The following is a 26088-nucleotide window of genomic DNA, read 5'->3' as shown; positions in this document are numbered from 1 at the left end:
GTCTAGCGTCTCGATAGGAGGCAATATGCTCAACGCAGTTTTTGTTGCCAACGCCGCAGAGGAGTCGGTGAACCCGATCTTTCCGGCGTCATACGACATCATCTGGTCTGCGGTGTGCTTTGCGATCATCCTGGTCTTCTTCTGGAAGGCCGTCCTTCCCAAGGTCCAGACGATGCTCGATGAGCGTTCTGCCGCTATCGAAGGAAACATCGCGAAGGCAGATGAGGCACAGGCTCAGGCCGAGGCCGCTCTGCAGGAGTACACCGCTCAGCTGGCTGGTGCGCGTCAGGAGGCTGGCGAGATTCGCGAGGCGGCGCGTGCCGATGGCGTGAAGATCGTGGCCGAGGCCAAGGATGCGGCCGTTGCGGAGGCCGCCCGTGTCACCGCTAGTGCCAAAACTCAGATTGAGGCCGAGCGTCAGAGCGCCGTCGTGACTCTTCGCAAAGAGGTGGGCTCGCTTGCTATCGACCTCGCTTCTGGAGTGGTTGGTGAAAGCCTCAGCGATGACAAAAAGGCTGGCGCTCTTGTTGACCGTTTCCTCGCCGATCTCGAAGCGTCTGAAAAGGCATCGAAGTAATGGGTAGCGCATCTAGAGAAGCTCTCGTCTCGGCCAGGGGAGTCCTTGACTCGCTCGGGTCCGAGTTGAGTGCGACCTCGGGCGAGCAGCTGCTGTCGGTAGCCCGTACGCTCCAGGCCAATGCTGCGCTGCGGTCAGCGCTGGGGAACCCGGTCGCAGAGTCGGCGATCAAGAATGCGGTTGTTCAACGTGTTTTCGGCTCGGTTGTGGATTCCGCCACGTTGACGCTGCTCACGACGGTGGCCGATAGCCGCTGGTCTGCAGCTGCCGATATCGTTGACGCGCTTGAAGACCTGGGCATCCGTGCTTTCGCTAAGACGGCTCCCGCGAGCCTGGCTCTTGACGAAGAACTTCTCACAGTGAACGCGGCTGTGTCGTCCAACGCCGAATTGGAGCTTGCTCTGGGTAGTGCGCTGGGCATTGCCGATGCTAAGGCGTCGCTGGCTCGTACGCTCCTGACGGGCAAAGCATCGGATGCCACGCTCGCAATTGTCACCCATCTGGTAACGGTTCCGCGCGGTCGCCGCATCGGCGAACTGCTGAACGGAGCCGCCCGCACTGTTGCCGATGAGCAAGGTTACGCGATCGCCACGGTCACAGCAGCCCAGAGCGTTGACGCGCAGCGCCTCACGCGGTTGGAAAAGTCTCTCGCCGTATCGTATGACCGCCCGGTCAAGATCAACCTTGTTATTGATCCCACCATCATCGGTGGACTGCACATTCAGATCGGTGACGATGTCATCGACGGTAGCGTGTCGGCCCGCCTGAGCGAACTGAGACGCCAACTCGCCAGCTAAAGCGGGTTAGTAAAAATACTTCACTCCGGATCCAGACGGCTCCGAATCAGACAGAGGAAACCAAATGGCAGAACTATCAATCAGCCCGGATGAAATCCGTGACGCGCTGAAGGACTTTGCGGCATCCTATGAGCCCGACAAGGCGTCGAAGACCGAGATCGGTTACGTGGTCGATGCCGCCGACGGCATCGCACACGTTGAAGGTCTCCCCGGCGTCATGGCGAACGAGCTGATTCGTTTTGCCGATGGCACACTGGGTCTTGCGCAGAACCTTGATGAGGACAAGATTGGTGTTGTTGTCCTCGGGGAGTTCACCGGCATCGAAGAGGGCCAAGAGGTTACTCGCACCGGAGAAGTTCTTTCCGTTCCGGTGGGTGAGGGATACCTGGGTCGCGTTGTTGACCCGCTAGGTAACCCCATTGATGGTCTTGGCGAGATCGCTTCAACCGGACGCCGTGCCCTGGAGCTTCAGGCTCCCGGCGTGATGGCCCGTAAATCGGTGCACGAGCCCATGCAGACCGGAATTAAGGCAATCGACGCCATGATCCCGATTGGACGTGGCCAGCGTCAGCTCATCATTGGTGACCGCCAAACGGGTAAGACTGCTCTCGCAATCGACACCATCATCAACCAGAAGGCCAACTGGGAGTCCGGCGACACCAATAAGCAGGTTCGGTGCATCTACGTTGCTATCGGTCAGAAGGGCTCAACCATTGCCGCGGTCAAGGGCGCTCTGGAAGATGCTGGAGCTATGGAGTACACCACAATTGTGGCCTCTCCGGCCTCCGACCCCGCTGGCTTTAAGTACCTCGCTCCATACACCGGTTCGGCCATCGGTCAGCACTGGATGTACGACAGCAAGCACGTCCTGATCATCTTTGATGACCTGTCGAAGCAAGCTGAGGCCTATCGTGCGGTATCGCTTCTGTTGCGCCGTCCCCCGGGCCGCGAGGCCTACCCCGGTGACGTGTTCTACTTGCACTCGCGTCTGCTGGAGCGTTGCGCCAAGCTCTCCGATGAGTTGGGTGCTGGCTCAATGACCGGCCTGCCGATTATCGAGACCAAGGCCAACGACGTCTCGGCCTACATCCCTACCAACGTAATCTCGATTACGGATGGTCAGATCTTCCTCCAGTCAGACCTGTTCAATGCCAACCAGCGTCCCGCTGTTGACGTGGGTATCTCGGTCTCCCGTGTGGGTGGTGACGCACAGGTGAAGTCGATCAAGAAGGTTTCCGGTACCCTCAAGCTCGAATTGGCTCAGTACCGCTCCCTTGAGGCATTTGCAATGTTTGCCTCGGACTTGGATGCGGCCAGCCGGCGTCAGCTGGCTCGTGGAGCACGTCTGACTGAGCTGTTGAAGCAGCCCCAGTACTCGCCGTACCCCGTTGAGGACCAGGTTGTTTCGATCTGGGCCGGAACGAACGGCAAGCTGGACGAGGTTCCGGTGGAGGATATCCTCCGGTTCGAACGTGAACTCCTCGACTATCTCGGCCGCAACACGAAGGTGCTGGACACCCTGCGCGAGACCAACGTTTTGGATGATGATACCGTTTCTGCTCTGGGTGCTGCGATTGATGCATTCAAGCTGGAGTTCCAGACGGGCGAGGGTGTTCCCCTTCTCGGTAACGAAGAGGTTGACCCTCTCTCGGGCGACGATGTTGACCAGGAGAAGATCGTGGTGAAGAAGCGCTAATCGCTTTCCCCACCTACTACCCGTCGTGGCGGCGGGCGCGAGCCCGCCGACCACGGTAACGATCAAAGATTGAGGAACACAGGAGAGACATGGGAGCGCAACTTCGGGTCTATAGGCAGAAAATCAAATCTGCCCAGACGACCAAGAAGATTACCCGTGCGATGGAGTTGATCGCAGCCTCGCGTATTCAGAAAGCGCAGGCTCGAGTACAGGCATCAACCCCGTATGCACGCGCCATCACTCGCGCCGTATCAGCTGTGGCATCGCACTCCAATGTGGACCACTTGCTGACTACCGAGCCGGAGAAGGTCGAGCGAGCAGCCGTGCTGATCTTCTCGTCTGATCGGGGATTGGCCGGTGCCTTTAACTCAAACGTTTTGCGTGAGGCCGAGCAACTGAGCGAGTTGCTTCGTAACGAGGGCAAAGACGTCGTTTACTACCTCGTTGGGCGGAAGGCGCAGGGGTACTTCACCTTCCGTCATCGCCCCGCAGAGCGGATCTGGACCGGTGGTACTGACCAGCCCCTCTTCGAGACGGCCAAAGAGATTGGTGAGACGCTTCTCGAGGCGTTTGCGCGTGACGCAAGCGAGGGAGGCGTTGACGAAATTCACGTGGTCTATAACCACTTTGTGAGCATGATGACGCAGAGTCCCAGGGTAGTCCGTTTGCTTCCGCTCGAACTTGTCGAGGGCGTTGAGGAACCTCCCGTTCCGGGCGCGCGTATCGAGCCGCTATATGAGTTTGAACCGGATGCAGAGACCGTTCTAGACAGATTGCTCCCGGTCTATGTTGAATCACGGATTTTCAATGCCATGTTGCAATCGGCTGCCTCTAAACACGCCGCGACTCAGAAGGCCATGAAGTCGGCCAGCGATAATGCCGACACCCTGATTCGCGACTACACCCGTCTGGCAAACAACGCCCGTCAGTCGGAGATTACCCAACAGATTTCAGAAATTGTGGGCGGCGCTGACGCGCTAGCCAACTAGCAGATACTGCGAGAAGAGAGAGAAGCTATGACCGCAACCGCCAAGCAGGCGACCCAGGCTGTGGGCCGTATCGCCCGTGTGACCGGCCCCGTCGTTGACATCGAGTTTCCCCACGACTCCATCCCGGAGGTGTACAACGCGCTCAAGACCACCATCGACTTCGGTGATGGCAGTGAGCCCACGGTGCTGACCCTTGAGGTCGCACAGCACCTCGGCGACGACCTCGTTCGTGCCATTGCTCTGAAGCCCACCGATGGACTTGTCCGCGGACAGGAAGTAACCGATACCGGTGAGGCCATCTCGGTTCCCGTTGGTGACGTTACCAAGGGTAAAGTTTTCAACGTTATTGGTGAGATTCTCAACGGTACTCCGGGTGAGACGGTTGAGATCACCGAGCGGTGGCCCATTCACCGCCGCCCGCCAGCATTTGATCAGTTGGAGTCTAAGACCCAACTGTTTGAGACCGGTATCAAGGTCATTGACCTGTTGACCCCTTACGTGCAGGGCGGAAAAATCGGTCTCTTTGGTGGTGCCGGTGTGGGTAAGACCGTTCTGATCCAGGAAATGATCCAGCGTGTTGCCCAGGACCACGGCGGTGTCTCGGTGTTTGCGGGTGTGGGTGAGCGTACCCGCGAGGGTAACGACCTCATCCACGAGATGGAGGAGGCTGGCGTCTTCGATAAGACTGCTCTCGTCTTCGGTCAGATGGATGAGCCGCCGGGAACGCGTCTTCGCGTTGCTCTCTCTGCCCTGACCATGGCGGAGTATTTCCGTGATGTGCAGAAGCAAGATGTGCTGTTGTTCATCGACAACATTTTCCGCTTCACTCAGGCCGGTTCGGAGGTATCTACCCTGCTGGGTCGGATGCCCTCGGCCGTGGGCTACCAACCCAACCTGGCAGATGAGATGGGTATTCTTCAGGAACGGATCACCTCCACGCGTGGTCACTCGATTACGTCGCTGCAGGCCATCTATGTACCCGCCGATGACTACACTGACCCCGCTCCGGCAACCACGTTTGCCCACCTTGATGCAACAACCGAACTCTCCCGTGAGATCGCCTCTAAGGGACTGTATCCCGCTGTGGATCCGCTCACTTCGACGAGCCGGATTCTTGACCCGCGTTATTTGGGTGAGGACCACTACCGAGTTGCGACCACGGTTAAGCAGATCCTTCAGAAGAACAAAGAGCTGCAGGAAATCATCGCGATTCTCGGTGTTGATGAGCTTTCCGAGGAAGACAAGATCACGGTGTCTCGTGCCCGTCGAATTCAGCAGTTCCTTTCCCAGAACACCTACATGGCTAAGAAGTTCACCGGTGTGGAGGGTTCCACTGTCCCGCTGAAGGAGACGATCGAGTCCTTCGACGCTATTGCTAAGGGCGACTTCGACCACGTTGCTGAGCAGGCTTTCTTCAACGTCGGAGGGATCTCGGACGTTGAAGAAAAGTGGGCTCAGATTCAGAAAGAGAACGGCTAAGCATGGCAGCGCCGCTGACGGTGAGCGTTGTCTCTGCTGACCGTGAGGTGTGGGCTGGCGAGGCAACTCAGATCATCGCAAAAACTGTTGAGGGTGAGATCGGTATCCTTGCCGGGCATGAGCCGCTGTTGGCTATCCTGGCCCACGGCGAGGTTCGGGTCACGACGACGGATGGCAGCAAGGTTGTTGTCGATGCGGCCGAGGGCTTTCTCTCGGTGGATAACAACGTTGTTCAGGTGGTGGCCGGTCGTGCCTCCATCGTGGCCTAGCGGGTATTCACGAATCGAATGAGGATTCTTCTCCCGCCGTCGGAGACAAAACGTAGCGGTGGTTCGGCCAGTGCACTCGATCTGGGTGTGCTGGCCGAACCTCGTTTAACGCCGCAACGTTCCACGTTGATGTCTGCCGTGACTGAATTGGCCGCTGACCGTGATGAGTGTATCCGCGTGTTGAAGCTGGGGCCACAACAGCACGCTGAGGTGGATCGCAACCGCTCTCTCGCCAGTTCGCCGACCATGTTGGCCCTGGACAGGTATACGGGGGTGCTTTACGACGCGATCGACTCCGATGATCTTACTGTCGAGCAGCGTGTGTTTGCCGCCGAGCATGTCTTTATCCACTCGGCGCTGTGGGGCATCATTTCGGCTGAGAATCCGATCCCGGCCTACCGGCTCTCATATAACTCACGCGTCCCTGCCCTCGGGACGTCCCTCACGCGGTTTTGGCAGGCCCAGGTATCAGCGGTCCTCGACGATTGGTCCGGCCTCACCCTTGATCTACGCTCACAGGGGTACCGGGGACTTGGGCCACTAACACCCCGCTCGGGCGTTGTCGAGGTTGATGTTATGACACGCGGGGAGGATGGCGCTCTCCGCGCTCTCAACCACTTTAACAAGAAGGCCAAGGGGATGCTTGTCGGTGCGCTCATTCGTTCCGGCCACAACTACCAGAGGCTGGGCGACCTGGTTGACGACCTCGTCGATCAGGGACATGAGGCTTGTGCCGTGAGTCGGTCTCGGCTGCACCTGATTGTCGCTGAGCCACAAAAGGTGAGTTCAAAATAACGTTTTTGTCTGTGCTGTGGCAGGATGTATTGGGTGCTCTTATAATGAGCACACCGTGCTGGTGACGGTATTTTCCTATGAGAGGTTACCTCGATGTTTCTAACCACGTACTATAACGACTACGGTACGAGTGCCGCTGTTGTGGCTGGACTGGTCTTTTTCTATTTCATTATGATCATCGTGAGCTATGTGCTGACATCGATTTTCATGTCGGTGCTTTTCACCAAGGCCGGAGTCGATAAGAAATGGCGCGCATGGGTGCCGATTTACAACACCATGATTTTCTTTAAGTTGGGTGACGTCCTGCCCTGGTTCTTTTTTGTGGTTTTCGTGCCCTATCTGGGCCAGCTTGCCTTTTTCGCGTTGTGGGTCATGGCTGCATATCGCATCAATGTCAAGCTGGGCAAAAGCCCGGTTGGATTCACGATTTTCGCAATATTCTTGTCCTTCATCTGGTTGATCGTTGTTGCCTTCGATAAGACTCCGTGGAACACCAACGTTCCGCCCGCTCCCTGGGCAAACTCGTTCCTCGCCGATAAATCTGTCTTTGCCGGGGTTCCGGTGCAGGCTACCTACGGTGCGGCCTACGCCCAGCCGCAGTACGGTCAGGCTCCGGGATACGGTCAGCAGCAGCCCTATGGTCAGGCTCCGGGATACGGTCAGCAGCAGCAGCAGCCGTATGGTCAGCAGCAGCCGCAGGCGGGTCAGGCTCCCTACGGGCAGCAGCAGCAGCCGCAGCAGCCGCAGCAGCCGCAGCAGCCGGGATACGACCAGCAGGCGGGTCAGGCTCCCTATGGTCAGCAGCCGTATGGTCAGCAGGCTCCGGGTGCCGGTCAGCCCCCGTACGGTCAGGCACCAGATAATGGCCAGATGCCCAACAACGGGCAGAACCCCCAGGGTCCGGCAGTCTAGTCCTGTGCTCTCTTCGCGGTGGCGGGCGGTTCTCCGGAGCCGCCTGCCACTGGCGTATGTGCAACGTGTCACCAGAGCCCGGTATCAAATGGAGTACACGCCCGCTGTCGCGCCGCGTTCCACGTGTTGTACCCGCTAGGCTCGTGGTGTGAGAAAGGCATCCGTATGACAGAGGTCGGTAGTAACAAGAGCGACTACACTTTCTCAGCCGACGATTTGAACCCCATTCGTGTATCCCTGTCCTGGTTTGCCTTGACGGATGTGGGATATCGTCGAGAGGTCAACGAAGACAGCTATGTTACAGTACCTCCCATCTTTGCGGTTGCTGATGGGATGGGGGGACACTCCGCCGGGGATATTGCCAGCGCTGCGGTTGTTCGTCGGCTGGGTGAGTTAGGCGGCCCGCTTACGGTTGCCCGTAGCGAGATCGACGCGGCGCTGAGCGCTGCTGTTGAGGACATCGAGATTAACGCTGGTGATAGCGACCTGGGCACCGGGACCACGGTGACCGGGGTCGCCCTGGCCTCGCACAATGGATCGCTCGTCTGGGACTGCTTTAACATCGGCGATTCGCGTGTGTATCAGCTTTTTGAGGGTGCTCTGAGTCAGATCACGGTTGATCACTCGGTGGTCCAACACCTCATTGATACGGGCGCGATCACTCCGGTCGAGGCCGAATCGCACCCGCACAGCAACGTGATCACCCGCGCCGTCGGCTTTAACGAAGAACCCGTGCCAGACTATGTGCAGCTCGCGCTTGTCGAGGGGCAGCGTATCTTGATCTGCTCGGATGGGCTGACGAAAGAATTGACTGACCACGGTATCCAGCATTTTTTGGGTGACGCTGCCACGCCTGAGGAGGCAGCACGTCAGCTCATTAAGCAGTCGCTGGGCAATAGCGGGCGTGACAACGTCACAATCGTAGTGATAGATGTGGTGGAGGCGGAGTACCTCCCCATGGAGGACACCTACACCAGCTAGCCGGGTCGGTGACTATAGGCTCGTCTCCGCGTAGACACGTAGTGCGTCGCGTACATACTCGGCACCCTGTGGGCTATGGCGTGTGTAACTCTTCCGAAACCGTGGGTCGGCTACGTACATTTCCCCCAGTCCGATCACGTATTCCTGGGTCATCTTCATGCCGGAACCCCGGGCTGACCGCGCGATCCAGGCGCACTGTCGCGCGGCAACCGCCTGGGCTTCCACACTCTCGGGGGCGTGGCCTGCCGCCTGAGCGGTGCCAAACTCATCTTGGATCCTGACCTGCTCGGTGAGGAACTCCTTCCTTTCTGCGTCCGTGAGTGCACGCCACCAAGCATCGCTCGCTGCGTAGCGATCCGCGCCCCAGCGTTCCTCGGTCTCCTCTCGATAGTCAGTGTGGTCGAATCCGTCAAACATGTCTTCTGCCATGAGTTTTTCTCCTGTTGTGAGCGTGCTGAGGGTGTGCTCAACCGCGCGAATCTGGCGGTTAAGTCGTTCCCGTTGTGTTTCTAGCCAGCGCAGGTGGGTCTGGAGAGCCTCCGCATCGTCTCGTTCGCCGGCGATAATCGTGGCGATCGAGTCGAGGCCTAGGCCCAGCTGACGGAGCAGCAGAATCCGCTGCAAAATGACGAGCGCGTGCCCATCGTAATAACGGTATCCGTTCTGCCCGATTCGGCTGGGGGTGAGAAGTCCGATGCTGTCATAGTGGCGCAGGGTGCGGGACGTTGTTCCCGTCAATCGTGCGACATCCTGAATCGATCTTTCCATAGTGGCTGTCCTTCCCGGTGCTGTGGCGTCACCGCTACGCTACTGCTTGACGTTACGTCAAGGTCAAGCGGCCAGGATTGCATAGCCCTGTGCGGTACCGTGCGTGTGGCGTAGGCTTCTCCTAGACTCACTCCGGCGTGGTTTCCCTCTGAAGCCTCTCCGGTCAGCACAGCGACGAGGAAACGCATGACATTTATTGCCAACGATAACCGCTATGACGAGATGTCTTATCAGAGAGTGGGGCGATCGGGACTGAAACTGCCCGAGATCTCTCTGGGCTTGTGGCACAATTTTGGCCACACCCGTACCACCGATTCGCAGCGCGCTATTCTTCGTCGTGCGTTTGATCTGGGTGTGACGCACTTTGACCTGGCAAACAACTACGGGCCACCCTACGGTTCGGCCGAGACCAACTTTGGTCGTCTCTTTCACGAGGACTTCCTTGCGTATCGGGACGAAGTTATTATTTCGTCGAAGGCCGGATTTGATATGTGGCCCGGGCCCTATGGTGACCACGGCTCACGGAAATATGTGTTGGCCTCTCTTGACCAGAGTCTGGAGCGGATGGGCCTCGACTACGTCGATATTTTTTACCACCACCGCCCCGACCCGGAGACCCCGATTGAGGAGACAGCCGGTGCCCTTGCCTATGCCGTCACGAGCGGGAAAGCGCTCTACGTGGGGGTGTCTAACTATGACCCGGAGCAGACGCGGCGTATGGTGGCGGCGCTGGCCGAGCACAAGATCCACCTGCTCATTCACCAGCCGCGATATTCGATGTTCGACCGGCATATTGAGGATGGTCTCTTCCCCGTGCTTGCCGAGGAGGGTATCGGCTCGATTGTATTCTCTCCTCTGGCTCAGGGGTTGTTGACGGATCGTTACCTGGACGGAACCATTCCGCAGGACTCACGGGCAGCCACGAGTCGTTTCCTTCCGGTGGAGCGGGTGAACGAAACCTATCTCGTGCGAGCGAGGGCTCTCAACGAGATTGCTCAGGGGCGTGGTCAAACCCTTGCCCAATTGGCGCTCGCGTGGGTGCTACGGCAGCCTCAGGTGACCTCCGCTCTCGTGGGGGCCTCCAGCGTCGCCCAATTGGAGCAGAGCGTCACGGCTCTCCGCGCCCCACGTCTCACACCGGCTGAGCTGGTCGCAATTGAGCCGTACGCGGTGCATGGTACGGGGCTCTAAGGCTTTCGTAGCGCGGCGGCAATCCCTGCGCTGAGCAGGAGGATTCCGGTCACGAGAATCCCGCCGATAACGATGATGCCGAGATTTGCCGTCTGCGGCTGCGTGACCAGTAGCACAATCACGAGGGCCCAGCCGATGAGGAATACCCCCGTGAGGATTGTGCCGAAGCTGGCTGTGAGCGTGGCCGGAGCACTCTGCGGCGACATCGGCGAGTCGGGGATGGATTCCGTTGATGCCGTTGTGGGACTGGTGACCGCCTCCCATGTGATTCCTCCCGTGGTGTTGCCGCCCTCCGTTATGGGGTGGGCGGATTGGGGCGTCACGGGGGTGTCATCCCCGGTGGGCTGTGCGGGTGTGGTGTCCGTCGGTGAGTTGGTTGTGCTGTCCTCGTTCATGGTATTCCTTGCTAGTTTTTGATGCTGATGTCGGCGTTACCGGCGGCGTACCACAGCCGCACCGTTGTGGTGTTGACCGGTATCGCTGTCCCTGCGGAGAGCACGGTGCCGTCGCGGACGACGATTCGTTCACTGACGAGTGCCCCGCTGCGGCTGGTGCCGTTACCAAGGGAGCCGTAACTAACACTGCCGGCGAATGCGTTGGACTCCACCACGATCGTGCCCTCGTTTGGGAGGATCACTCGGGTGACCCCGCCGCCGAGCCAGAGAGTCACATCGCCGCCAGTGTCGGCAGCGCGACTGTCCAGCGTGGAGAGATCAAGTGTTGCGGTGCCTCCCAGCAGCACAAACCCCTGGGTTTCACCCGCGGGTGCGCTCGTCACATTCCACTCGGGGGTGCCCAAAGGCATGAACTGTGTCCCTGTCGGAAACACTCCGAAGACAAGCGTTGCAGCCATGAGGCAGAAGGCGGCAAACCCGAGGCCGCTACTGTGACGACCGCGAATTCCTGCGATCACAACTCCCACGCCGACCACGGCCAGGGCTACGGCGGCCCCGAAAGCGGTGGCGGCGGAGCCCGTGAGCGGTGCCGTACCCAGGTAGCCGGTTAGGGCGGCCGTGAGGGTTCCGGCGATCAGCGCCACCCCCAGGAAGATGGCTACAAAGGCGGCCTCTGGGCGCCGGCGATGGTACTCCTCGCGCTCACCATGATGGGTGGCCCGCTGGTCGCCTCGGGCCTGCCACCGTGTGGCGCGGTCCGCGCGCGCTTCGGCGCGTTGCCGATTCTTCTCGGCTTGGATTCGATGCCACTCGCTAGTGCGGGGTGGGTACCCCCCGGTTGCGGTAGATTGTGAGGTGTTTGCGCCTGATGCTCCCGGCGTCGAGTCGTGACCGGGAGCCGCGGGGTTCGTCGAACCGGTGGGGCCGTCGGCTATCGGGCCGTCGGCCGTGGGTGGGGGTGTCGTTGCCGTCGGTGGCTCTCCTGCCGACGGGTTTCCGCCCGGCTCACCGGTTGGACCGTAGTACGGGTAGCCGTGGGGGGCGTCCGGGCCGCGATATCCGCGGCCCCAGCCGTCGCGCTGGGCGCGCTGTGCGATGACGATAATCAGCCAGATGACACCCCCTGTGACGAGAACACCCCAGGCCAGGCGGAACGTGACTTCCAGCCAGTCCGGCATCCCCCACCATCCGGGGGGGCCCGCCCACCAGAGGCCCTGAAATGCGGGGAAGAATGACACCAGCATGACCGCACCGATGGCAATTGTGGGCCCTTCGACCACGCCCTGAGTGACCCGTTCTAGGTGGATCTTGCCGCGAGCATCCGGCAGTAGTAGCCAGGCGAGAGCGTACAGGAAGAGGACGGGTCCGCCGAAGAGAGCGACCACGAGGGCGAGGCCACGGATGATGAGCGGGTCGAGGTTAGTGCGGCGTGCGATGCCTGCACACACCCCGGCTAACCACCCGTCATCGGAGCGAACCAGGTTGAGGCTGCGTACCCAACCGAAAAAGGACGCTCCGGGGCTCGGAGGTGAGGTTTGTGCGCCTCCAGTGGGAGGAACATTGTGCTGTGTCATGTGTTAAAGTCTGGCCAACCAGGGGAAAACGCACTATGGGGGAAGACCCTGAGCGAACCCTGAACTCCGTCGCTGAGGTATCGGGGGTACCCTTCATCGTGTTTGGATAGCTGCGTGAGTACATCTGTCATGGTCCGCCCCCGTCTGCGTGTTATTGGTGGTGTCTGCACCGGGTTGGCGCAGCATACGGGGTGGTCGGTGTCGCTTATTCGTACGCTGATGCTGGCCAGCGCTGCGGCCGGTGGGGCAGGGTTTGTCTTCTACGCTTGGCTGTGGGTCACGACCCCCTCGGGTGACGGAACGCTGGCTGGCATCCCGAAAAGCGCCAGTGAGGTTCTTCAGCGTCCATCCGGTAACGAGGAGGACGCCTTGAAGGGGCCGGGTGTCAGGCGTCTCCCGCTCACCGAAATCCTGCTCGGGCTGGCGCTCCTCGTCATCGGGCTGGCCCTCGTTGCCCGGCAGTTGGGGGTGGAGGTTCCGCTGTCGCTCATCATCCCGCTTGTCGTGATCTGTGCGGGCGTTGGCCTAGCCTGGCGGCAATTTGACGGTATCCGTCGCGCGTCGCATTCGAGTGGGTCGTCGGCACTGGTTCGGATTTTGGGGGCCGTTGTCTTGGTAGCTCTCGGCATTCTGCTCTTCTTTGTGATGGGTGATCGACCGAATGTGTGGACCGTCATCGTGGCGGCACTCTCCGTGTTGCTGGGAGTAGCCGTTGTGGTGGCCCCGTGGCTGGCTCGCCTCAATCGTGACCTGAGCGAGGAGCGCGCCGCCCGTGCCCGCGACCTGGAGCGAGCCGAGATCGCCGCGCACCTGCACGACTCGGTGTTGCAGACCCTGGCTTTGATCCAGCAGAAGTCCGATGCTCAGAGTGATATTGCTCGTATCGCTCGGGCTCAGGAACGTGAGTTGCGCGACTGGCTCTTTGGCGAGGCAGATGTCACGCCAGATCGCGACCTGGCCGAACAGGTCCGTGCTGCGGCCGCCGAGATTGAGGCCGATTTTCCGGCCCGATTTGACCTGGTCGTGATTGGTACTCCGCCCACGGCGGGGTTCGAGGTTTTTGGTGCTGCGGCTCGTGAGGCCATGCTCAATGCGGCGCGGCACGCGGGTGGCACCATCTCCGTTTTTTTGGAATGTGGTGCGGGGTCGTGGGAGCTGAGCGTGGTGGATCGCGGCCCTGGGTTTACCCTGGAGGAGGTTCCCGATGATCGCCACGGAGTGCGCGAGTCGATTGTGGCCCGCATGGAGCGGGCCGGTGGCGACGCCCGCGTGAGTCGCGGCCCCGGCGGGGTGGGGACCGAGGTCCGTGTGCGGCTTCCCCTGGTCGCATCGGAATCAACGGGAGAGAAGTAGGAACTATGATGATAGACCCGCAGGATGACCAGCTGAACCCAGTAGCTGCAGCCGCTTCCGAGATTTCTGTTGTGATTGTTGACGATCACTCCATCTTCCGCACCGGGCTGCGCGCCGAACTCGCCCCCAGCCTGCGGGTTCTGGGCGAGGCAGCGAACGTGGACGAGGCCATTGCGGTGGTGACCTCAACACAGCCACGCGTTGTGCTCCTTGACGTGCACTTGCCCGGTGGCCGTGGTGGCGGTGGGGCCGAGGTGATCCAGCGGGCCGCCGCTGCCTGTCCAGGCACTCTTTTCCTTGCGCTGAGCGTTTCGGATGCTGCGGATGATGTGGTGCGGGTGATTCGGGCCGGAGCGCGAGGCTACATCACCAAAAGCTCCTCAGGAGGAGAGGTCTCTGAGGCTGTGAACAGGGTCTCCGAGGGGGATGCCGTCTTCTCGCCGCGCCTCGCCGGCTTCGTGCTTGACGCATTTGGGGCTGTCGCCGGTGAGACTGCACAGACTACCGATGAGCTTGATCGGTTGTCGGCCAGAGAGCAGGAGGTGATGCGGCTCATCGCCCGAGGTTATTCCTACAAGGAGGCCGCAGCCGAGCTGTTTATCTCGGTCAAGACTGTCGAGACGCACGTTTCGGCGGTGCTGCGGAAGTTGCAATTCTCGTCACGTCACGAACTCACCGCCTGGGCGCTTGATCGGAAGCTGCTCTAGGCGGGTTGCGGCGGGAACCCCTCGGCTAGCTGTTATTTATGTAGTTCCTCATAAGCTTTGTCGCTGTCGCGTAGGGCGACCGAGCCGATAGCGATGGCGAGGGTGCATCCCCAGATCACCCAGGTCAGAATTGTGCGCCAATCACGGGGGCTGTTTTCGGTTTTCTTAATGGTGCTCACCAGGCTCACGGCAGAACCGATAATGCCACCGTTGAGAATGTACTTACTGATCGACATAGAAAACCTCCGTGCACCACGTTACCGTGTGTGCGTAGACGAACCAAGCCGTTAGCGTCCGGGAATCAGATCCGCAAGGCGACGCATCCGGCGATGTATGCGGGACGGGGTGGTCGTTATTGGGTGGATGTGGGCCTGTGCAAACTCACGGGTTTCGATCAGCAGCGCGAGACGTTCATCATCGGTCTTCGCCTTGCGCGTGTTGATTTCGGCGACCACGCTCCCCGACCATCCGGATGTGGCGAGTGCGCGCAACACCGCTGCGACAGGTTGCCCGCCGTGCCCGGGGAGAAGGTGCTCGTCAAAGACTTTGCCCTCGTCGAGAGAACCGGAGCCGTCGCACAGGTGTACGTGGCGCAGGCGCGGCCCGAGGCGGGTCATCACATCAAAGGCATCCTGGCCGGCGAGCGCCGCGTGTGAGAAGTCGAGGGTGGTGGCTGCGCACTCAAACTGCGTGACATCCCAACCGGGGGAGTATGCCTTGACGCTCGTGCCTTTGACTTTCCAAGGGAACATGTTCTCAACCGCTATTTCGACGCCTGTGGTGTCGGATATCTGGGCCACGATCTCCATAAAGTGGTCGGCATAATCAGATTGCCACCGGAACGGTGGGTGCACTACCGCGGTCTTGGCTGTGAGAGCCTGTGCGAGCTCGGCGGTGCGTTCCAGTTTACGTTGTGGATCGGTACCCCACACAAAGTGGGTGAGCAGGAGGACCGGGGCGTGAATCGACAGAATCGGCATCGAGTATCTGTCGGATAGCTCGCGCAGTGAGGTGAGATTTTGCGTCCGTTTATCCCGGGTAACCATGACCTCGATACCATCGAAACCCGCTTGCTGGGCGAGCCGGAAGCCGCTCTCAATATCGAGCGGGTAGACGCTTGACGTACTCAGACCTAGACGAATCATTACTCCTCACGGTAGTCCTTCAAACTGAACGTTGCGCGAATAACGGGTAGATCTGCGGGAAAATCTCAGGCTGGTAGGGTGTGAACATATGCTCAGCGTTGTCGATATGACCGCAATGACCGAAGGGCGGGCGTAGTGAACAAGCCGCAGATGGCCGTGCCACGGACCGATGTTCTGCACGATTTTGTGTGTATCTCTAACCGCTTACCCGTTGACCGGGTCCTGGACGCCGATGGTGTGCCGGAGTGGCGCACTTCACCGGGTGGTTTGGTGACCGCGATGGAGCCGGTCATGCGTGAGAACGGCGGCGTGTGGTTGGGCTGGCCGGGCGTGCCCGACGAGACGTTTGATCCCTTCACGGAGGGAGGAATTGACCTCGTTCCGGTGACACTCAGCGCGCAGGACATTGAGGAGTTCTACGAGGGCTTTTCCAACGACACGATTTGGCCGCTATATCACGATGTGATCGCCTCGCCGGCCTATCACCGTGAGTGGTGGATTAGCTATCAGCGCGTTAACCAACGTTTTGCTGAGACTGCTGCGGCGATTGCCGCCCCCGAGGCGACCGTGTGGGTCCACGATTACCAACTTCAACTGGTACCGCGCATTCTGCGCAGCCTGCGGCCGGATCTCACGATTGGCTTTTTCAACCACATCCCGTTTCCGGCCTACGGGCTTTTCTCGCAGTTACCGTGGCGTAAGCAGATTATTAACGGTGTGCTGGGAGCCGACGTGATCGGGTTCCAGCGACCTGCGGACGCCGGTAATTTTCAGCGCTCTGTGCGCCGTCTGATGGGCTACGAGACGAAGAGTGCCCGCATCATGGAGCCGCAATCAGACGGCACCTTCCGCCAGATCCTTGCTAAGAGCTTTCCCATCTCAATCGACAGCGCCGGGTTTGAAGAGTTGGCGCGTCGTCCAGATGTTCAGGCCCGCGCCGCCGAGATTCGGCAGCAGCTGGGGGAACACAAGACCATCATGCTCGGCGTGGATCGGCTTGATTACACCAAAGGCATCCGCCACCGGCTTAAGGCGTTTAGTGAGCTGTTGTGTGAGGGCCGACTGACCGTTGAGAATGCCACCCTGGTGCAGGTCGCCAGTCCCAGTCGTGAGCGGGTGGAAACCTATCGGTTGTTGCGTGATGAGATCGAGCTGACCGTGGGTCGGCTCAACGGTGACTATGGCACCATCGCCGACACCGCGGTGCACTACCTGCACCACGGCTACCCGCGCGAGGAGATGGCGGCCCTCTACCTCGCTGCCGACATTATGCTCGTCACCGCCCTGCGCGATGGGATGAACCTGGTCGCCAAGGAATACGTGGCCACGCGGTTTGATCGCAGGGGTGTGCTGATTTTGAGCGAGTTTGCTGGTGCCTCCGACGAGTTGAAGCAGGCCCTTCTCGTGAATCCCCACGACATTGAGGGGTTAAAAGATACCGTGATGCAGGCCGTCACCATGAGTGTTTCTGAACAGGAACGCCGGATGCGCTACCTGCGCAAACGTGTGGCCCTTCACGACGTGGCACGATGGTCGCGTTCGTTCCTGAGTGCACTTGATGAGTTTCCTGCGCTTCGCCAGCCCGCCCCGACCGATCCGGAGGATGTCCAGCGCTATGAATGAATCCGTGCCCTCTTCACTGCCCACTGATCTTGCTCGTGAGCTGCAACGCTTGGCGGAGGCGACCACCCTGTTGGTCGCCGTTGACTTTGATGGCACACTTGCGCCCGAGGTAGACGACCCGGCCGCTGCCCGCGCCCTGCCCGCTGCCCGGGTTGCGCTGCTGCGGCTGCTTGATCTGCCCCGCACGCGTGTGGCCCTCATTTCCGGGCGTGCTTTAGACTCCCTTGTCTCGGTCGCCGACATGCCGGATGCTGTGCTTCTGGCCGGTTCCCACGGGGCGGAGACCCGCTATCCCGGGGAGCAGACTCCGCTGGGCCTTGACCCGGAGGAAGAAAATCGGGTGCGACGGTTAGGCGAGATTCTTCAGGCTGTTGCCGGACGATTCCGAGGTGCCTGGGTCGAGGTGAAACCGGCCGGTTTCGCACTCCATACGCGCCTGTCGAGGCCCGAAGACGCTGCGGTCGCCGAGAGGGAGGCTCTCGTTGCTCTGCGGGCGGAGGGCGGAGACATCACCATCCGTGGGGGGAAGAACGTGCTGGAAGTCTCCGTCCGCTCCGCCACGAAAGGTGAGGCATTCGCCCTGTTACGGGCCATTACTGAGGCCGACGCCGCACTCTACGCGGGGGACGACGAGACTGATGAAGATGTCTTCGTTGTTATGCGTCACCCAGATCTCAGCCTGAAGAGCGGACACGGTGATACCGCGGCCAGGCAGCGTGTTGCCGGCCCCGCCGATGTTGCTGATGCGCTGGTACTTCTCGCTGATTTGCGGGCTGAAGCCACACTGGGCTGACCACGTTGCGGTGAGGACGGGCGGGCCTCCTCGGAGGCCCGCCCGCTTGTTTCTCGCTCTCGCGGCTACTCTCCCAGCGCCGGGAATGCTGGCGGGTGCACGCGCCCGATCTCCTCCAGCACTCGGATGACTTGGCAGCTGTAGCCGAACTCGTTGTCGTACCAGACATACAGCACAAGGTTCTTGCCGCTGCTGATCGTGGCGAGGCCATCGACGATGCCCGCCTTGCGTGAGCCCACAAAGTCGGTTGAGACCACTTCGGGGGAGTCGATGTAGTCGATTTGCTTGCGGAGTGACGAGGTGAGCGAGATATCGCGGAGGTAACTGTTGACCGTTTCTTTGTCTGTTTCACGGTCGAGAGTCAGATTGAGGATCGCCATCGACACATCGGGTGTGGGTACGCGGATGGCGTTGCCCGTCAGTTTACCGCCGAGTTCTGGCAGGGCCTTCGTGACGGCGCTTGCGGCACCCGTCTCGGTAATGACCATGTTGAGGGCTGCGGAGCGGCCGCGGCGGTCGCCCTTGTGGAAATTATCTATGAGGTTCTGGTCGTTGGTAAACGAGTGCACCGTTTCCACATGGCCGTGCACGATGCCGTACTCGTCGTTGAGGACTTTCAGTACCGGAGTGATCGCGTTCGTGGTGCAGGACGCGGCCGTAACGATGAGGTCGTCATCCTGGATCGTGCTGTGGTTGATGCCGTGCACCACGTTTTTGAGTGCCCCTTTGCCGGGGGCGGTGAGCACAACGCGCGCGGCCCCCGTGGCCTTGAGGTGTTGTGATAGTCCCGCCTCGTCGCGCCAGCGGCCCGTGTTATCGACGATGACCGCGTCGCTGATGCCGTAGTCGGTGTAGTCGATGGTGGCGGGGTCGTTTGAGTAGATGACCTGGATGAGAACGCCGTTGGCCCGAATCGCGTTGTTCTCGTGATCAACCGAGATGGTCCCGTCGAAGGGTCCGTGTACCGAGTCGCGCCGCAGGAGGCTTGCGCGTTTCTCGAGATCGTTATCGGATCCCTTGCGTACCACGATTGCACGTAGGCGCAGACCGTAGTCCCCGCCCGAGTATCCGATCAGGATGCGGGCCAGTAGGCGACCGATCCGACCAAATCCGTAGAGGACTACATCGGTAGGCTCGCGTCGCGGTGCGGTGTTATCGCCCAGTACGCTGTCGAGAACCCCGCGAAGGTAGGTATCTAGCTCCTCGTCAGAGTGACCCGCGCGTTTGTCGGCGAGGAGGCCCGCCAGATCGATAGAGGCGGCACCCGGTTGGAGTGCGCTGATGGCCTGGAGAAGGGGAAGTGTATCGTGAATCGAAAGTTCGACGTCATCAACCTGACGGGCAAATCGGTGCGCTTTCAAAATGTCAACGGCGGACTGATTGACCAGACTGCGCCCGTAGATTGACGTGACAACGCCGTGCTCACGGTAAAGATGTCCGATGAGGGGGATCATTGCCTCGGCGTGTTCTTGCCGGGTGAGCCATTCGCTGAGGTGGGCGTCGGATGTGTGTTTCACTGACTTCCTTTCTGTGGCGGCCTCGCCATCGAGACCGTTCGAGGGAGTTGCCCCCGGGTTAAAAGACAAACGGGAACGATGCCCATCATGATGTGGTGTCACAATGCGCAGTTCCCGTGGGCACTAGTCTAGCGTGAGCTCACCGAGGGCCGAGCCATTGGCGGAGGCATGGTCCGGATACCCGGTGAAGCGTGAGGCTCCTTGACGCAGGGCGGCTAGTGCGAGTCTTTCGTATCTGTGCCGTGTGTTGATGACCGCTCAATCAGCTTGGTCATGGAAGCGTGAAGGGCCTCCAACTCGTCCCAACTCATTCCGAGACGTTCGGCAATGGCATCGGGGATGGGCTCGGCCTGCGTGCGTAGGTTATGGCCTTTTTCTGTGAGCGTGATCGACAGCGTGCGCTCGTCACCGGCAACACGGGTGCGCTGGAGGAGCCCCTGGCCTTCAAGTCGTTTAACGAGAGGAGACAGGGTTCCGCTGTCCTGCTTGAGGTGTTGGCTGAGTTGAGTGAGCGAGACGGGCTCGTACTGCCACAGGGCAAGCATCACGAGGTACTGTGGGTGCGTGAGATTGAGCGGCTCTAGGACCTCGCGGTACGTGTTGACGATGCTGCGCGATGCTACGGAAAGCGCAAAGCAAACTTGACCTTCGAGTGCCAGACGGTTCTTCTCAGCGGGTGCCACGGATCTCCTTGTGTGATGTGCTGTCGGGGCGAGAAAGCGCGAATTATCGCGCGACCTTTATTGTAATCATGACAACTGGAGAAAGTGCGGGGATAGTTCAAACTATTGTTTATACCCGCTAGGGTTAGAGGGCAAATAGTTAACGCTCCTACTGACCCGAAGGTGGATCATGACCGTTCGTCACGATGTTCCCGTTCTTGTTAACTCCGACACGGAGGGCCGCTCCGCTGGCACCTCCCGGCTGATTTCGATCCTCGGCCTGATTTTCGCGTTCGGAAGCCTGTTTGGCAGTTTCTTCATCTTTGATGCCGCGTACCGTGATCTCGATAACGCGCTCTGGTATTACGCGGGCGGCAGCTTTCTTGTCAGCTTCGGCTTCTGGGTGGCCCTGTGGCTGGTGCCCAAACTTGACGGGTAGCCGATAATTCCGTGTCGGAATGGGTATCTTCTCGACGGTATGCTCTTACCATGCCTGAAATCGATATCAAACCACGCAGTCGTGAAGTGACTGATGGCATCGAGAAAGCAGCCTCGCGCGGGATGCTTCGAGCCGTCGGTATGGGAGACGAAGACTGGGATAAACCGCAAATTGGGGTCGCCAGTTCGTGGAACGAGATTACCCCCTGCAATCTCAGTCTTGATCGGCTCGCGCAGGGCTGCAAAGAGGGTGTTCATGCGGGTGGCGGTTATCCGTTGCAATTTGGTACCGTTTCAGTTTCCGACGGTATCTCCATGGGCCACGAGGGGATGCATTTCTCGCTCGTCTCCCGTGAGGTGATCGCTGACTCTGTGGAGACCGTCATGATGGCTGAACGCCTGGACGGCTCCGTCCTCCTGGCTGGCTGTGATAAGTCGCTGCCCGGGATGCTGATGGCGGCAGCGAGACTGGACCTCGCGTCCGTTTTCCTCTACGCCGGCTCTATTGCTCCCGGGTGGGTGAAGCTCACGGATGGCACCGAGAAGAGCGTCACAATTATTGATGCGTTTGAGGCTGTGGGGGCTTGCAAAGCTGGCACCATGAGTGAGGAAGATCTCAAGCGTATCGAGTGTGCGATCGCTCCGGGCGAGGGAGCCTGTGGTGGGATGTACACCGCAAACACTATGGCGAGTGTGGCCGAGGCCATCGGTATGAGCCTTCCCGGCTCGGCTGCTCCCCCCAGCGCCGACCGTCGTCGTGACTATTACGCTCACCGCTCGGGCGAGGCCGTTGTCAACCTGATTCGCCAGGGCATTACGGCCCGCGACATCATGACAAAGAAGGCATTCGAAAATGCCATCGCCGTGGTCATGGCGTTTGGTGGCTCGACCAATGCGGTCCTCCATCTCCTCGCCATCGCGCGCGAGGCCGAGGTTGACCTTACACTCGAGGATTTCAACCGTATCGGCGATAGAGTGCCGCACATCGGTGATCTCAAGCCGTTCGGTCAGTATGTTATGAATGATGTTGACCGCCACGGCGGCGTTCCTGTCGTGATGAAGGCGCTTTTGGATGCCGGTCTCATTCACGGGGACTGCCTCACCGTGACGGGTAAGACTGTTGCCGAAAACCTGGCCGAGCTCAACCCAGACCCCGTGGACGGTGAGGTTATTCGTACACTTGACAACCCCATCCATGTCAGCGGCGGGCTGTCCGTGCTGCACGGCTCGCTCGCCCCCGAGGGTGCCGTTGTGAAGACAGCAGGGTTTGACCTGGAGATTTTCGAGGGTCCCGCGCGTGTATTCGAACGCGAACGCGCTGCCATGGACGCTCTCACCGAAGGCAAGATTGGTGCGGGCGATGTGGTTATTATTCGCTACGAGGGGCCCAAGGGTGGTCCGGGTATGCGTGAGATGCTCGCGATTACCGGAGCGATCAAGGGTGCGGGACTGGGCAAAGATGTACTACTGTTGACGGATGGTCGATTCTCAGGCGGCACAACCGGACTCTGTATCGGCCATATTGCACCGGAGGCTGTGGACGCAGGTCCAATTGCCTTCGTTCGCGACGGTGACCTGATTCGGGTTGACATCGCTGCTCGCACCCTCGACCTACTGGTTGACGCTGACGAGCTTGCCGCCCGCAAAGAAAGCTGGGCACCGCTTCCCCCGCGCTACACCCGCGGCGTTTTGGCCAAGTACTCCAAGCTGGTGCACTCCGCGTCTGAGGGCGCGATCACGGGCTAGCCGTTTCTGGCGTTCGCCGCCACACCCCCTCGTGGCGGTGGACACTAGCCACAGGTACGCGTCGGGAAGTCAACTTTTCATTTTCACGCCACTGCAAGAGATAGTTGAAAGAACACGAATGACTACGGAATCAATTCCCGTCATCCCCACACCCGGAGGTAGCACGGCACGCAGCCGTACGAACCAGTCCCCGGCCGGTGAGCGCATCACCGGTGCGGCTGCTGTGGTTCGCAGCCTCGAGAACCTGGGCGTGACGGATGTTTTTGGTCTTCCCGGCGGGGCCATCCTGCCGGTGTATGACCCCCTGATGGACAGCACAAAGCTGCGGCACATTCTGGTGCGCCACGAACAGGGTGCTGGCCATGCGGCCGAGGGCTACGCCTCCTCCAGTGGCAAGGTTGGCGTGTGTATCGCCACTTCGGGCCCGGGGGCTACGAACCTCGTCACGGCCATCGCCGATGCGTATATGGACTCCGTCCCGCTGCTGGCGATCACCGGCCAAGTTTTCTCGACTCTCATGGGCACCGATGCGTTCCAGGAGGCGGATATTGTGGGCATTACGATGCCGATCACTAAGCACTCGATCCTGGTGACTCGGGCGGCGGATATCCAAAACGCTATCGCGTCCGCATATCACATTGCGGGGACGGGCAGGCCTGGCCCCGTGTTGGTGGATATTACGAAGGATGCGCAGCAGGAGGAGTTTGACTTCGTCTGGAACCCGAAGGTTGACCTCCCCGGCTATCGCCCCGTAACCAAAGCCAATAGCAAGCAGATTCAGGCAGCGGCTCAGTTGATCGGTGAAGCCAAAAAACCGGTATTCTACGTGGGTGGTGGGATTATTCGGGCACACGCTGCCGAAGAGCTTCGGGCCCTCGCGGAGGCAACTGGTGCGCCGGTTGTCACCACGTTGATGGCTCGAGGTGCCTTCCCTGATTCCCATCCGCATCACCTCGGCATGCCGGGAATGCACGGTACGGTGCCGGCCGTGCTGGCGCTTCAGGAAGCCGATCTGATCGTGGCGTTGGGGGCCCGTTTCGATGACCGGGTGACGGGTAAGGCAGCGCTCTTTGCGCCCCACTCGAAGATTATCCACGTGGATATCGACCCGGCCGAGATCTCCAAGATTCGCGTCGCCGATGTGCCGATCGTGGGCGACGCCAAGGAGGTGCTCGCCGACCTTACCCACACGGTCGAGGCCAATTTCCGTGAAACCGCGCCCGACTACTCCGAGTGGTGGGTCTATCTCAACGGGCTGCGGGACAAGTTCCCACTTGGTTATGCCACTCCCACGGACGGCCTCCTGGCACCGCAGTACGTGATTGAGCGTATTGGGGAGTTGACCGGTCCCGAGGGGGTCTACGCCGCGGGCGTGGGGCAGCATCAGATGTGGTCGGCCCAGTTTATCAAGTACGAGCGTCCCAACTCCTGGCTCAACTCCGGTGGAGCGGGCACCATGGGTTATTCAGTTCCCGCCGCGATGGGGGCGAAGGTGGCCCAACCAGACCGGCATGTGTGGTCGATTGATGGTGACGGGTGTTTCCAGATGACCAATCAGGAGTTGGCGACGTGCGTGATTAACAACATCCCGATCAAGGTGGCGATTATTAACAACTCGTCGCTCGGCATGGTGCGCCAGTGGCAGACCCTCTTTTACGATGGCAGGCACTCCCACACCGACCTCAACACGGGCCACGGCACCGTCCGAGTGCCTGATTTTGTAAAGATGGCCGACGCCTACGGCTGCCTCGGCATCAGGGTGGAGCGTGAGGAAGAAGTGGATGCCGCCATTAGGCTCGCTCTCGAAACGAACGACCGCCCCGTGGTGATCGACTTCGTCGTGAGCGCAGACTCGATGGTGTGGCCTATGGTTCCCCAGGGTGTCAGTAACAACTACGTACAGTATGCGCGGGATCACAGCCCCGAGTGGGATGAGGAGGACTAGGCCATGACCACACACGTTTTGAGCCTTCTGGTCGAGGACAAGCCTGGCCTGCTCACCCGCGTTGCCGGCCTCTTTGCCCGACGTGGATTCAATATCGAATCGCTCGCTGTTGGCCACAGTGAAATTGAGGGCCTCTCGCGTATCACCGTCGTCGTGGATGTGGACACCCTGCCTCTGGAACAGGTGACCAAGCAGCTCAACAAACTGATTAATGTCATCAAGATTGTGGAGCTTGAGCCTGCCCAATCCGTGCAGCGTGAGCACCTGCTGATTAAGGTGCGCGTCGATAACAGCAGCCGTTCGCAGGTGATTGAGGCCGTCAACCTGTTCCGTGCCCGTGTGATCGACGTGGTAACGGATGCTCTCGTGATCGAGGTCACCGGAGACTCCGGTAAGACCCAGGCGCTCCTGCGCGTGCTGGAACCCTACGGTATCAAGGAGATCGCCCAGTCGGGACTGCTGGCTATCGGCCGCGGTTCCAAGTCGATCACCGAACGCGTTTTCAAGAACTAACCCACATCACAAACAAGGAGAAAAACTCGTGACTGAGATTCACTACGATGACAACGCCGACTTGTCGCTTATCCAGGGCAAGAAAGTTGCCGTTATCGGCTACGGCTCGCAGGGGCACGCCCACGCGCTCAACCTGCGCGATTCGGGCGTCGAGGTTGTTGTCGGCCTGAAGGACGGTTCGACGTCGATTGTTAAGGCGGAGGAGGCCGGTTTCACCGTCAAGAATGTGGCTGATGCTGCGGCCTGGGCCGATGTGATCGTGATTCTCGCCCCCGACCAGTACCAGCGCACCATCTACGCGGAGTCCATCAAAGACCAGCTCGCGGACGGCAAGGCGCTCGTCTTCGGTCACGGCTTCAACATCCGTTTTGGCTACATCGAGGCACCCGAGGGTGTGGACGTATTCATGGTCGCCCCGAAGGGACCCGGTCACACCGTACGTCGCGAGTTTGAGGCAGGACGTGGCGTTCCCGTCATCGTTGCTGTTGAAAAGGACGCCTCGGGTCACGCCTGGGACCTCGCCTGGAGCTACGCCAAAGCCATCGGCGGGCTGCGTGCGGGTGGGATCAAAACCACCTTCACTGAGGAGACTGAGACCGATCTATTCGGCGAGCAGGCTGTGCTCTGTGGTGGTGTCTCGCAGCTGGTGCAGTACGGTTTTGAGACCCTCACCGAGGCAGGCTATCAGCCTCAGATTGCGTACTTTGAGGTTCTGCACGAGCTCAAGCTCATTGTGGATCTGATGTGGGAGGGTGGCATCGCCAAGCAGCGCTGGAGCGTCTCCGACACCGCCGAGTACGGTGACTACGTTTCTGGCCCCCGTGTGATCGATCCCTCGGTCAAGGAGAATATGCAGGCGGTGCTGAAGGATATCCAGACGGGAGCCTTCGCTCAGCGCTTCATTGATGACCAGGATGCCGGTGGGCCGGAGTTCAAGGCTCTTCGCGCCACAGCCGAGGCTCACCCGATCGAGGCCACCGGCCGCGAACTGCGTGCCCTCTTTGCCTGGAAGCAGCAGGATGCCGACTACACCGATGGAAGCGCAGCCCGCTAGGTAGCGGCTCGGCGCGTCTCTTCTGTGGGTATCTGCCTTCGGTCGAGACCGTGCGGCACGTGATCTCCTCGAACTTCGCCCGGTACCGCCACCCTTGGGTGGCGGTACCGGGTTTTCCCTGTTCACACGGTTGCTATTCAGACGCGGGTACACGTGGCGGTCAGGTTCG

Annotated in this window: 26 protein-coding genes; 19 read left to right on the top strand and 7 right to left on the bottom strand. The window is 60.1% G+C overall.

Going from position 1 to position 26088, the window contains the following annotated elements; genetic code table 11:
• Positions 1 to 25: 25 nt before the first annotated feature.
• From FB466_RS07210 to FB466_RS07170, 9 genes are all read left to right on the top strand, one after another.
• The gene (locus FB466_RS07210; RefSeq protein WP_141917224.1) at positions 26 to 577 is read left to right on the top strand and encodes a F0F1 ATP synthase subunit B; all 552 of its coding nucleotides are present in this window, start codon (positions 26 to 28) and stop codon (positions 575 to 577) included.
• A complete protein-coding gene (locus FB466_RS07205) occupies positions 577 to 1374 on the top strand; it encodes a F0F1 ATP synthase subunit delta (RefSeq protein ID WP_141917222.1) in 798 nt (265 codons plus the stop codon). Before FB466_RS07210 ends, FB466_RS07205 begins: the two co-directional genes overlap by 1 nt.
• A 64-nt stretch (positions 1375 to 1438) precedes the next feature.
• Positions 1439 to 3070, top strand: coding sequence for a F0F1 ATP synthase subunit alpha (gene atpA / locus FB466_RS07200; RefSeq protein WP_141917220.1), 1632 nt, complete (start codon positions 1439 to 1441; stop codon positions 3068 to 3070).
• 89 nt (positions 3071 to 3159) lie between these two features.
• Positions 3160 to 4059, top strand: a complete 900-nt coding sequence (locus tag FB466_RS07195; protein WP_141917219.1) for a F0F1 ATP synthase subunit gamma — start codon at positions 3160 to 3162, stop codon at positions 4057 to 4059.
• Positions 4060 to 4086: 27 nt separating this feature from the next.
• Entirely contained in the window at positions 4087 to 5538 is a 1452-nt protein-coding gene (gene atpD, locus FB466_RS07190; protein ID WP_141917217.1) for a F0F1 ATP synthase subunit beta, read from the top strand.
• A gap of 2 nt (positions 5539 to 5540) precedes the next feature.
• Positions 5541 to 5807 carry a F0F1 ATP synthase subunit epsilon gene (locus FB466_RS07185; protein ID WP_141917215.1) on the top strand — a complete coding sequence of 89 codons (267 nt, stop codon included), beginning with the start codon at positions 5541 to 5543 and terminating at the stop codon, positions 5805 to 5807.
• An 18-nt stretch (positions 5808 to 5825) separates the two neighbouring features.
• Entirely contained in the window at positions 5826 to 6602 is a 777-nt protein-coding gene (locus FB466_RS07180) for a YaaA family protein (RefSeq protein ID WP_141917214.1), read from the top strand.
• A 93-nt stretch (positions 6603 to 6695) separates the two neighbouring features.
• A complete protein-coding gene (locus tag FB466_RS13625) occupies positions 6696 to 7514 on the top strand; it encodes a DUF5684 domain-containing protein (RefSeq protein WP_211344782.1) in 819 nt (272 codons plus the stop codon).
• A 165-nt stretch (positions 7515 to 7679) separates the two neighbouring features.
• Positions 7680 to 8495, top strand: a complete 816-nt coding sequence (locus FB466_RS07170; protein WP_141917212.1) for a PP2C family protein-serine/threonine phosphatase — start codon at positions 7680 to 7682, stop codon at positions 8493 to 8495.
• Between the two features lie 12 nt (positions 8496 to 8507).
• Here FB466_RS07170 and FB466_RS07165 read toward each other — a convergent pair whose 3' ends face one another.
• Complete coding sequence (locus tag FB466_RS07165) at positions 8508 to 9263, bottom strand: MerR family transcriptional regulator (protein WP_141917209.1); 756 nt, start codon at positions 9261 to 9263, stop codon at positions 8508 to 8510.
• Positions 9264 to 9449: 186 nt separating this feature from the next.
• Between FB466_RS07165 and mgrA the strand changes: the two genes are divergently transcribed.
• Positions 9450 to 10454: an L-glyceraldehyde 3-phosphate reductase gene (gene mgrA / locus FB466_RS07160; RefSeq protein WP_141917207.1), complete on the top strand. Its 1005-nt coding sequence runs from the start codon at positions 9450 to 9452 to the stop codon at positions 10452 to 10454.
• Here mgrA and FB466_RS07155 read toward each other — a convergent pair.
• Both FB466_RS07155 and FB466_RS07150 read right to left on the bottom strand, forming a co-directional pair.
• Entirely contained in the window at positions 10451 to 10849 is a 399-nt protein-coding gene (locus tag FB466_RS07155; protein WP_141917205.1) for a hypothetical protein, read from the bottom strand. The genes mgrA and FB466_RS07155 overlap by 4 nt on opposite strands.
• Before the next feature lie 11 nt (positions 10850 to 10860).
• Positions 10861 to 12423, bottom strand: a complete 1563-nt coding sequence (locus tag FB466_RS07150; RefSeq protein WP_141917203.1) for a PspC domain-containing protein — start codon at positions 12421 to 12423, stop codon at positions 10861 to 10863.
• Positions 12424 to 12537: 114 nt separating this feature from the next.
• On the opposite strand from FB466_RS07150, the gene FB466_RS07145 reads away from it, so the two are divergent.
• A complete protein-coding gene (locus FB466_RS07145) occupies positions 12538 to 13776 on the top strand; it encodes an ATP-binding protein (RefSeq protein WP_246054573.1) in 1239 nt (412 codons plus the stop codon).
• 8 nt (positions 13777 to 13784) lie between these two features.
• Positions 13785 to 14483 carry a LuxR C-terminal-related transcriptional regulator gene (locus tag FB466_RS07140; RefSeq protein WP_141917892.1) on the top strand — a complete coding sequence of 233 codons (699 nt, stop codon included), beginning with the start codon at positions 13785 to 13787 and terminating at the stop codon, positions 14481 to 14483.
• A gap of 32 nt (positions 14484 to 14515) precedes the next feature.
• Here the strand turns inward: FB466_RS07140 and FB466_RS07135 are convergent, their stop codons facing one another.
• Both FB466_RS07135 and FB466_RS07130 read right to left on the bottom strand, forming a co-directional pair.
• Complete coding sequence (locus tag FB466_RS07135; protein WP_141917201.1) at positions 14516 to 14719, bottom strand: hypothetical protein; 204 nt, start codon at positions 14717 to 14719, stop codon at positions 14516 to 14518.
• Between the two features lie 51 nt (positions 14720 to 14770).
• Positions 14771 to 15628, bottom strand: a complete 858-nt coding sequence (locus FB466_RS07130; RefSeq protein WP_141917200.1) for a sugar phosphate isomerase/epimerase family protein — start codon at positions 15626 to 15628, stop codon at positions 14771 to 14773.
• A 150-nt stretch (positions 15629 to 15778) separates the two neighbouring features.
• On the opposite strand from FB466_RS07130, the gene FB466_RS07125 reads away from it, so the two are divergent.
• Together FB466_RS07125 and otsB are read left to right on the top strand one after the other, a co-directional pair.
• On the top strand, positions 15779 to 17251 hold the full coding sequence (locus FB466_RS07125; RefSeq protein WP_141917890.1) for an alpha,alpha-trehalose-phosphate synthase (UDP-forming): 1473 nt from the start codon (positions 15779 to 15781) through the stop codon (positions 17249 to 17251).
• Positions 17244 to 18044 carry a trehalose-phosphatase gene (gene otsB / locus FB466_RS07120; RefSeq protein ID WP_170206056.1) on the top strand — a complete coding sequence of 267 codons (801 nt, stop codon included), beginning with the start codon at positions 17244 to 17246 and terminating at the stop codon, positions 18042 to 18044. Before FB466_RS07125 ends, otsB begins: the two co-directional genes overlap by 8 nt.
• A gap of 65 nt (positions 18045 to 18109) precedes the next feature.
• Here otsB and FB466_RS07115 read toward each other — a convergent pair whose 3' ends face one another.
• Both FB466_RS07115 and FB466_RS07110 read right to left on the bottom strand, forming a co-directional pair.
• Entirely contained in the window at positions 18110 to 19498 is a 1389-nt protein-coding gene (locus FB466_RS07115) for a glyceraldehyde-3-phosphate dehydrogenase (RefSeq protein WP_425460906.1), read from the bottom strand.
• 278 nt (positions 19499 to 19776) lie between these two features.
• Entirely contained in the window at positions 19777 to 20244 is a 468-nt protein-coding gene (locus FB466_RS07110) for a MarR family winged helix-turn-helix transcriptional regulator (RefSeq protein WP_141917195.1), read from the bottom strand.
• Between the two features lie 169 nt (positions 20245 to 20413).
• Between FB466_RS07110 and FB466_RS07105 the strand changes: the two genes are divergently transcribed.
• The 5 genes from FB466_RS07105 (at position 20414) to ilvC (ending at position 25919) form a co-directional block, all read left to right on the top strand.
• Positions 20414 to 20662, top strand: a complete 249-nt coding sequence (locus FB466_RS07105) for a hypothetical protein (protein WP_141917193.1) — start codon at positions 20414 to 20416, stop codon at positions 20660 to 20662.
• Positions 20663 to 20712: 50 nt separating this feature from the next.
• A complete protein-coding gene (gene ilvD / locus FB466_RS07100) occupies positions 20713 to 22407 on the top strand; it encodes a dihydroxy-acid dehydratase (RefSeq protein ID WP_141917191.1) in 1695 nt (564 codons plus the stop codon).
• Positions 22408 to 22525: 118 nt separating this feature from the next.
• The gene (locus FB466_RS07095; protein WP_141917188.1) at positions 22526 to 24352 is read left to right on the top strand and encodes an acetolactate synthase large subunit; all 1827 of its coding nucleotides are present in this window, start codon (positions 22526 to 22528) and stop codon (positions 24350 to 24352) included.
• Positions 24353 to 24355: 3 nt separating this feature from the next.
• On the top strand, positions 24356 to 24865 hold the full coding sequence (gene ilvN / locus FB466_RS07090) for an acetolactate synthase small subunit (protein WP_141917186.1): 510 nt from the start codon (positions 24356 to 24358) through the stop codon (positions 24863 to 24865).
• 28 nt (positions 24866 to 24893) lie between these two features.
• Positions 24894 to 25919, top strand: a complete 1026-nt coding sequence (gene ilvC / locus FB466_RS07085; RefSeq protein ID WP_141917185.1) for a ketol-acid reductoisomerase — start codon at positions 24894 to 24896, stop codon at positions 25917 to 25919.
• Positions 25920 to 26088: the final 169 nt, after the last annotated feature.

Source organism: Klugiella xanthotipulae, from assembly GCF_006716695.1.
GTDB classification, from domain to species: domain Bacteria; phylum Actinomycetota; class Actinomycetes; order Actinomycetales; family Microbacteriaceae; genus Klugiella; species Klugiella xanthotipulae.
The sequence above is the reverse complement of the archived record's forward strand: the minus strand, read 5'-3'. Positions and strand labels throughout refer to the sequence as shown.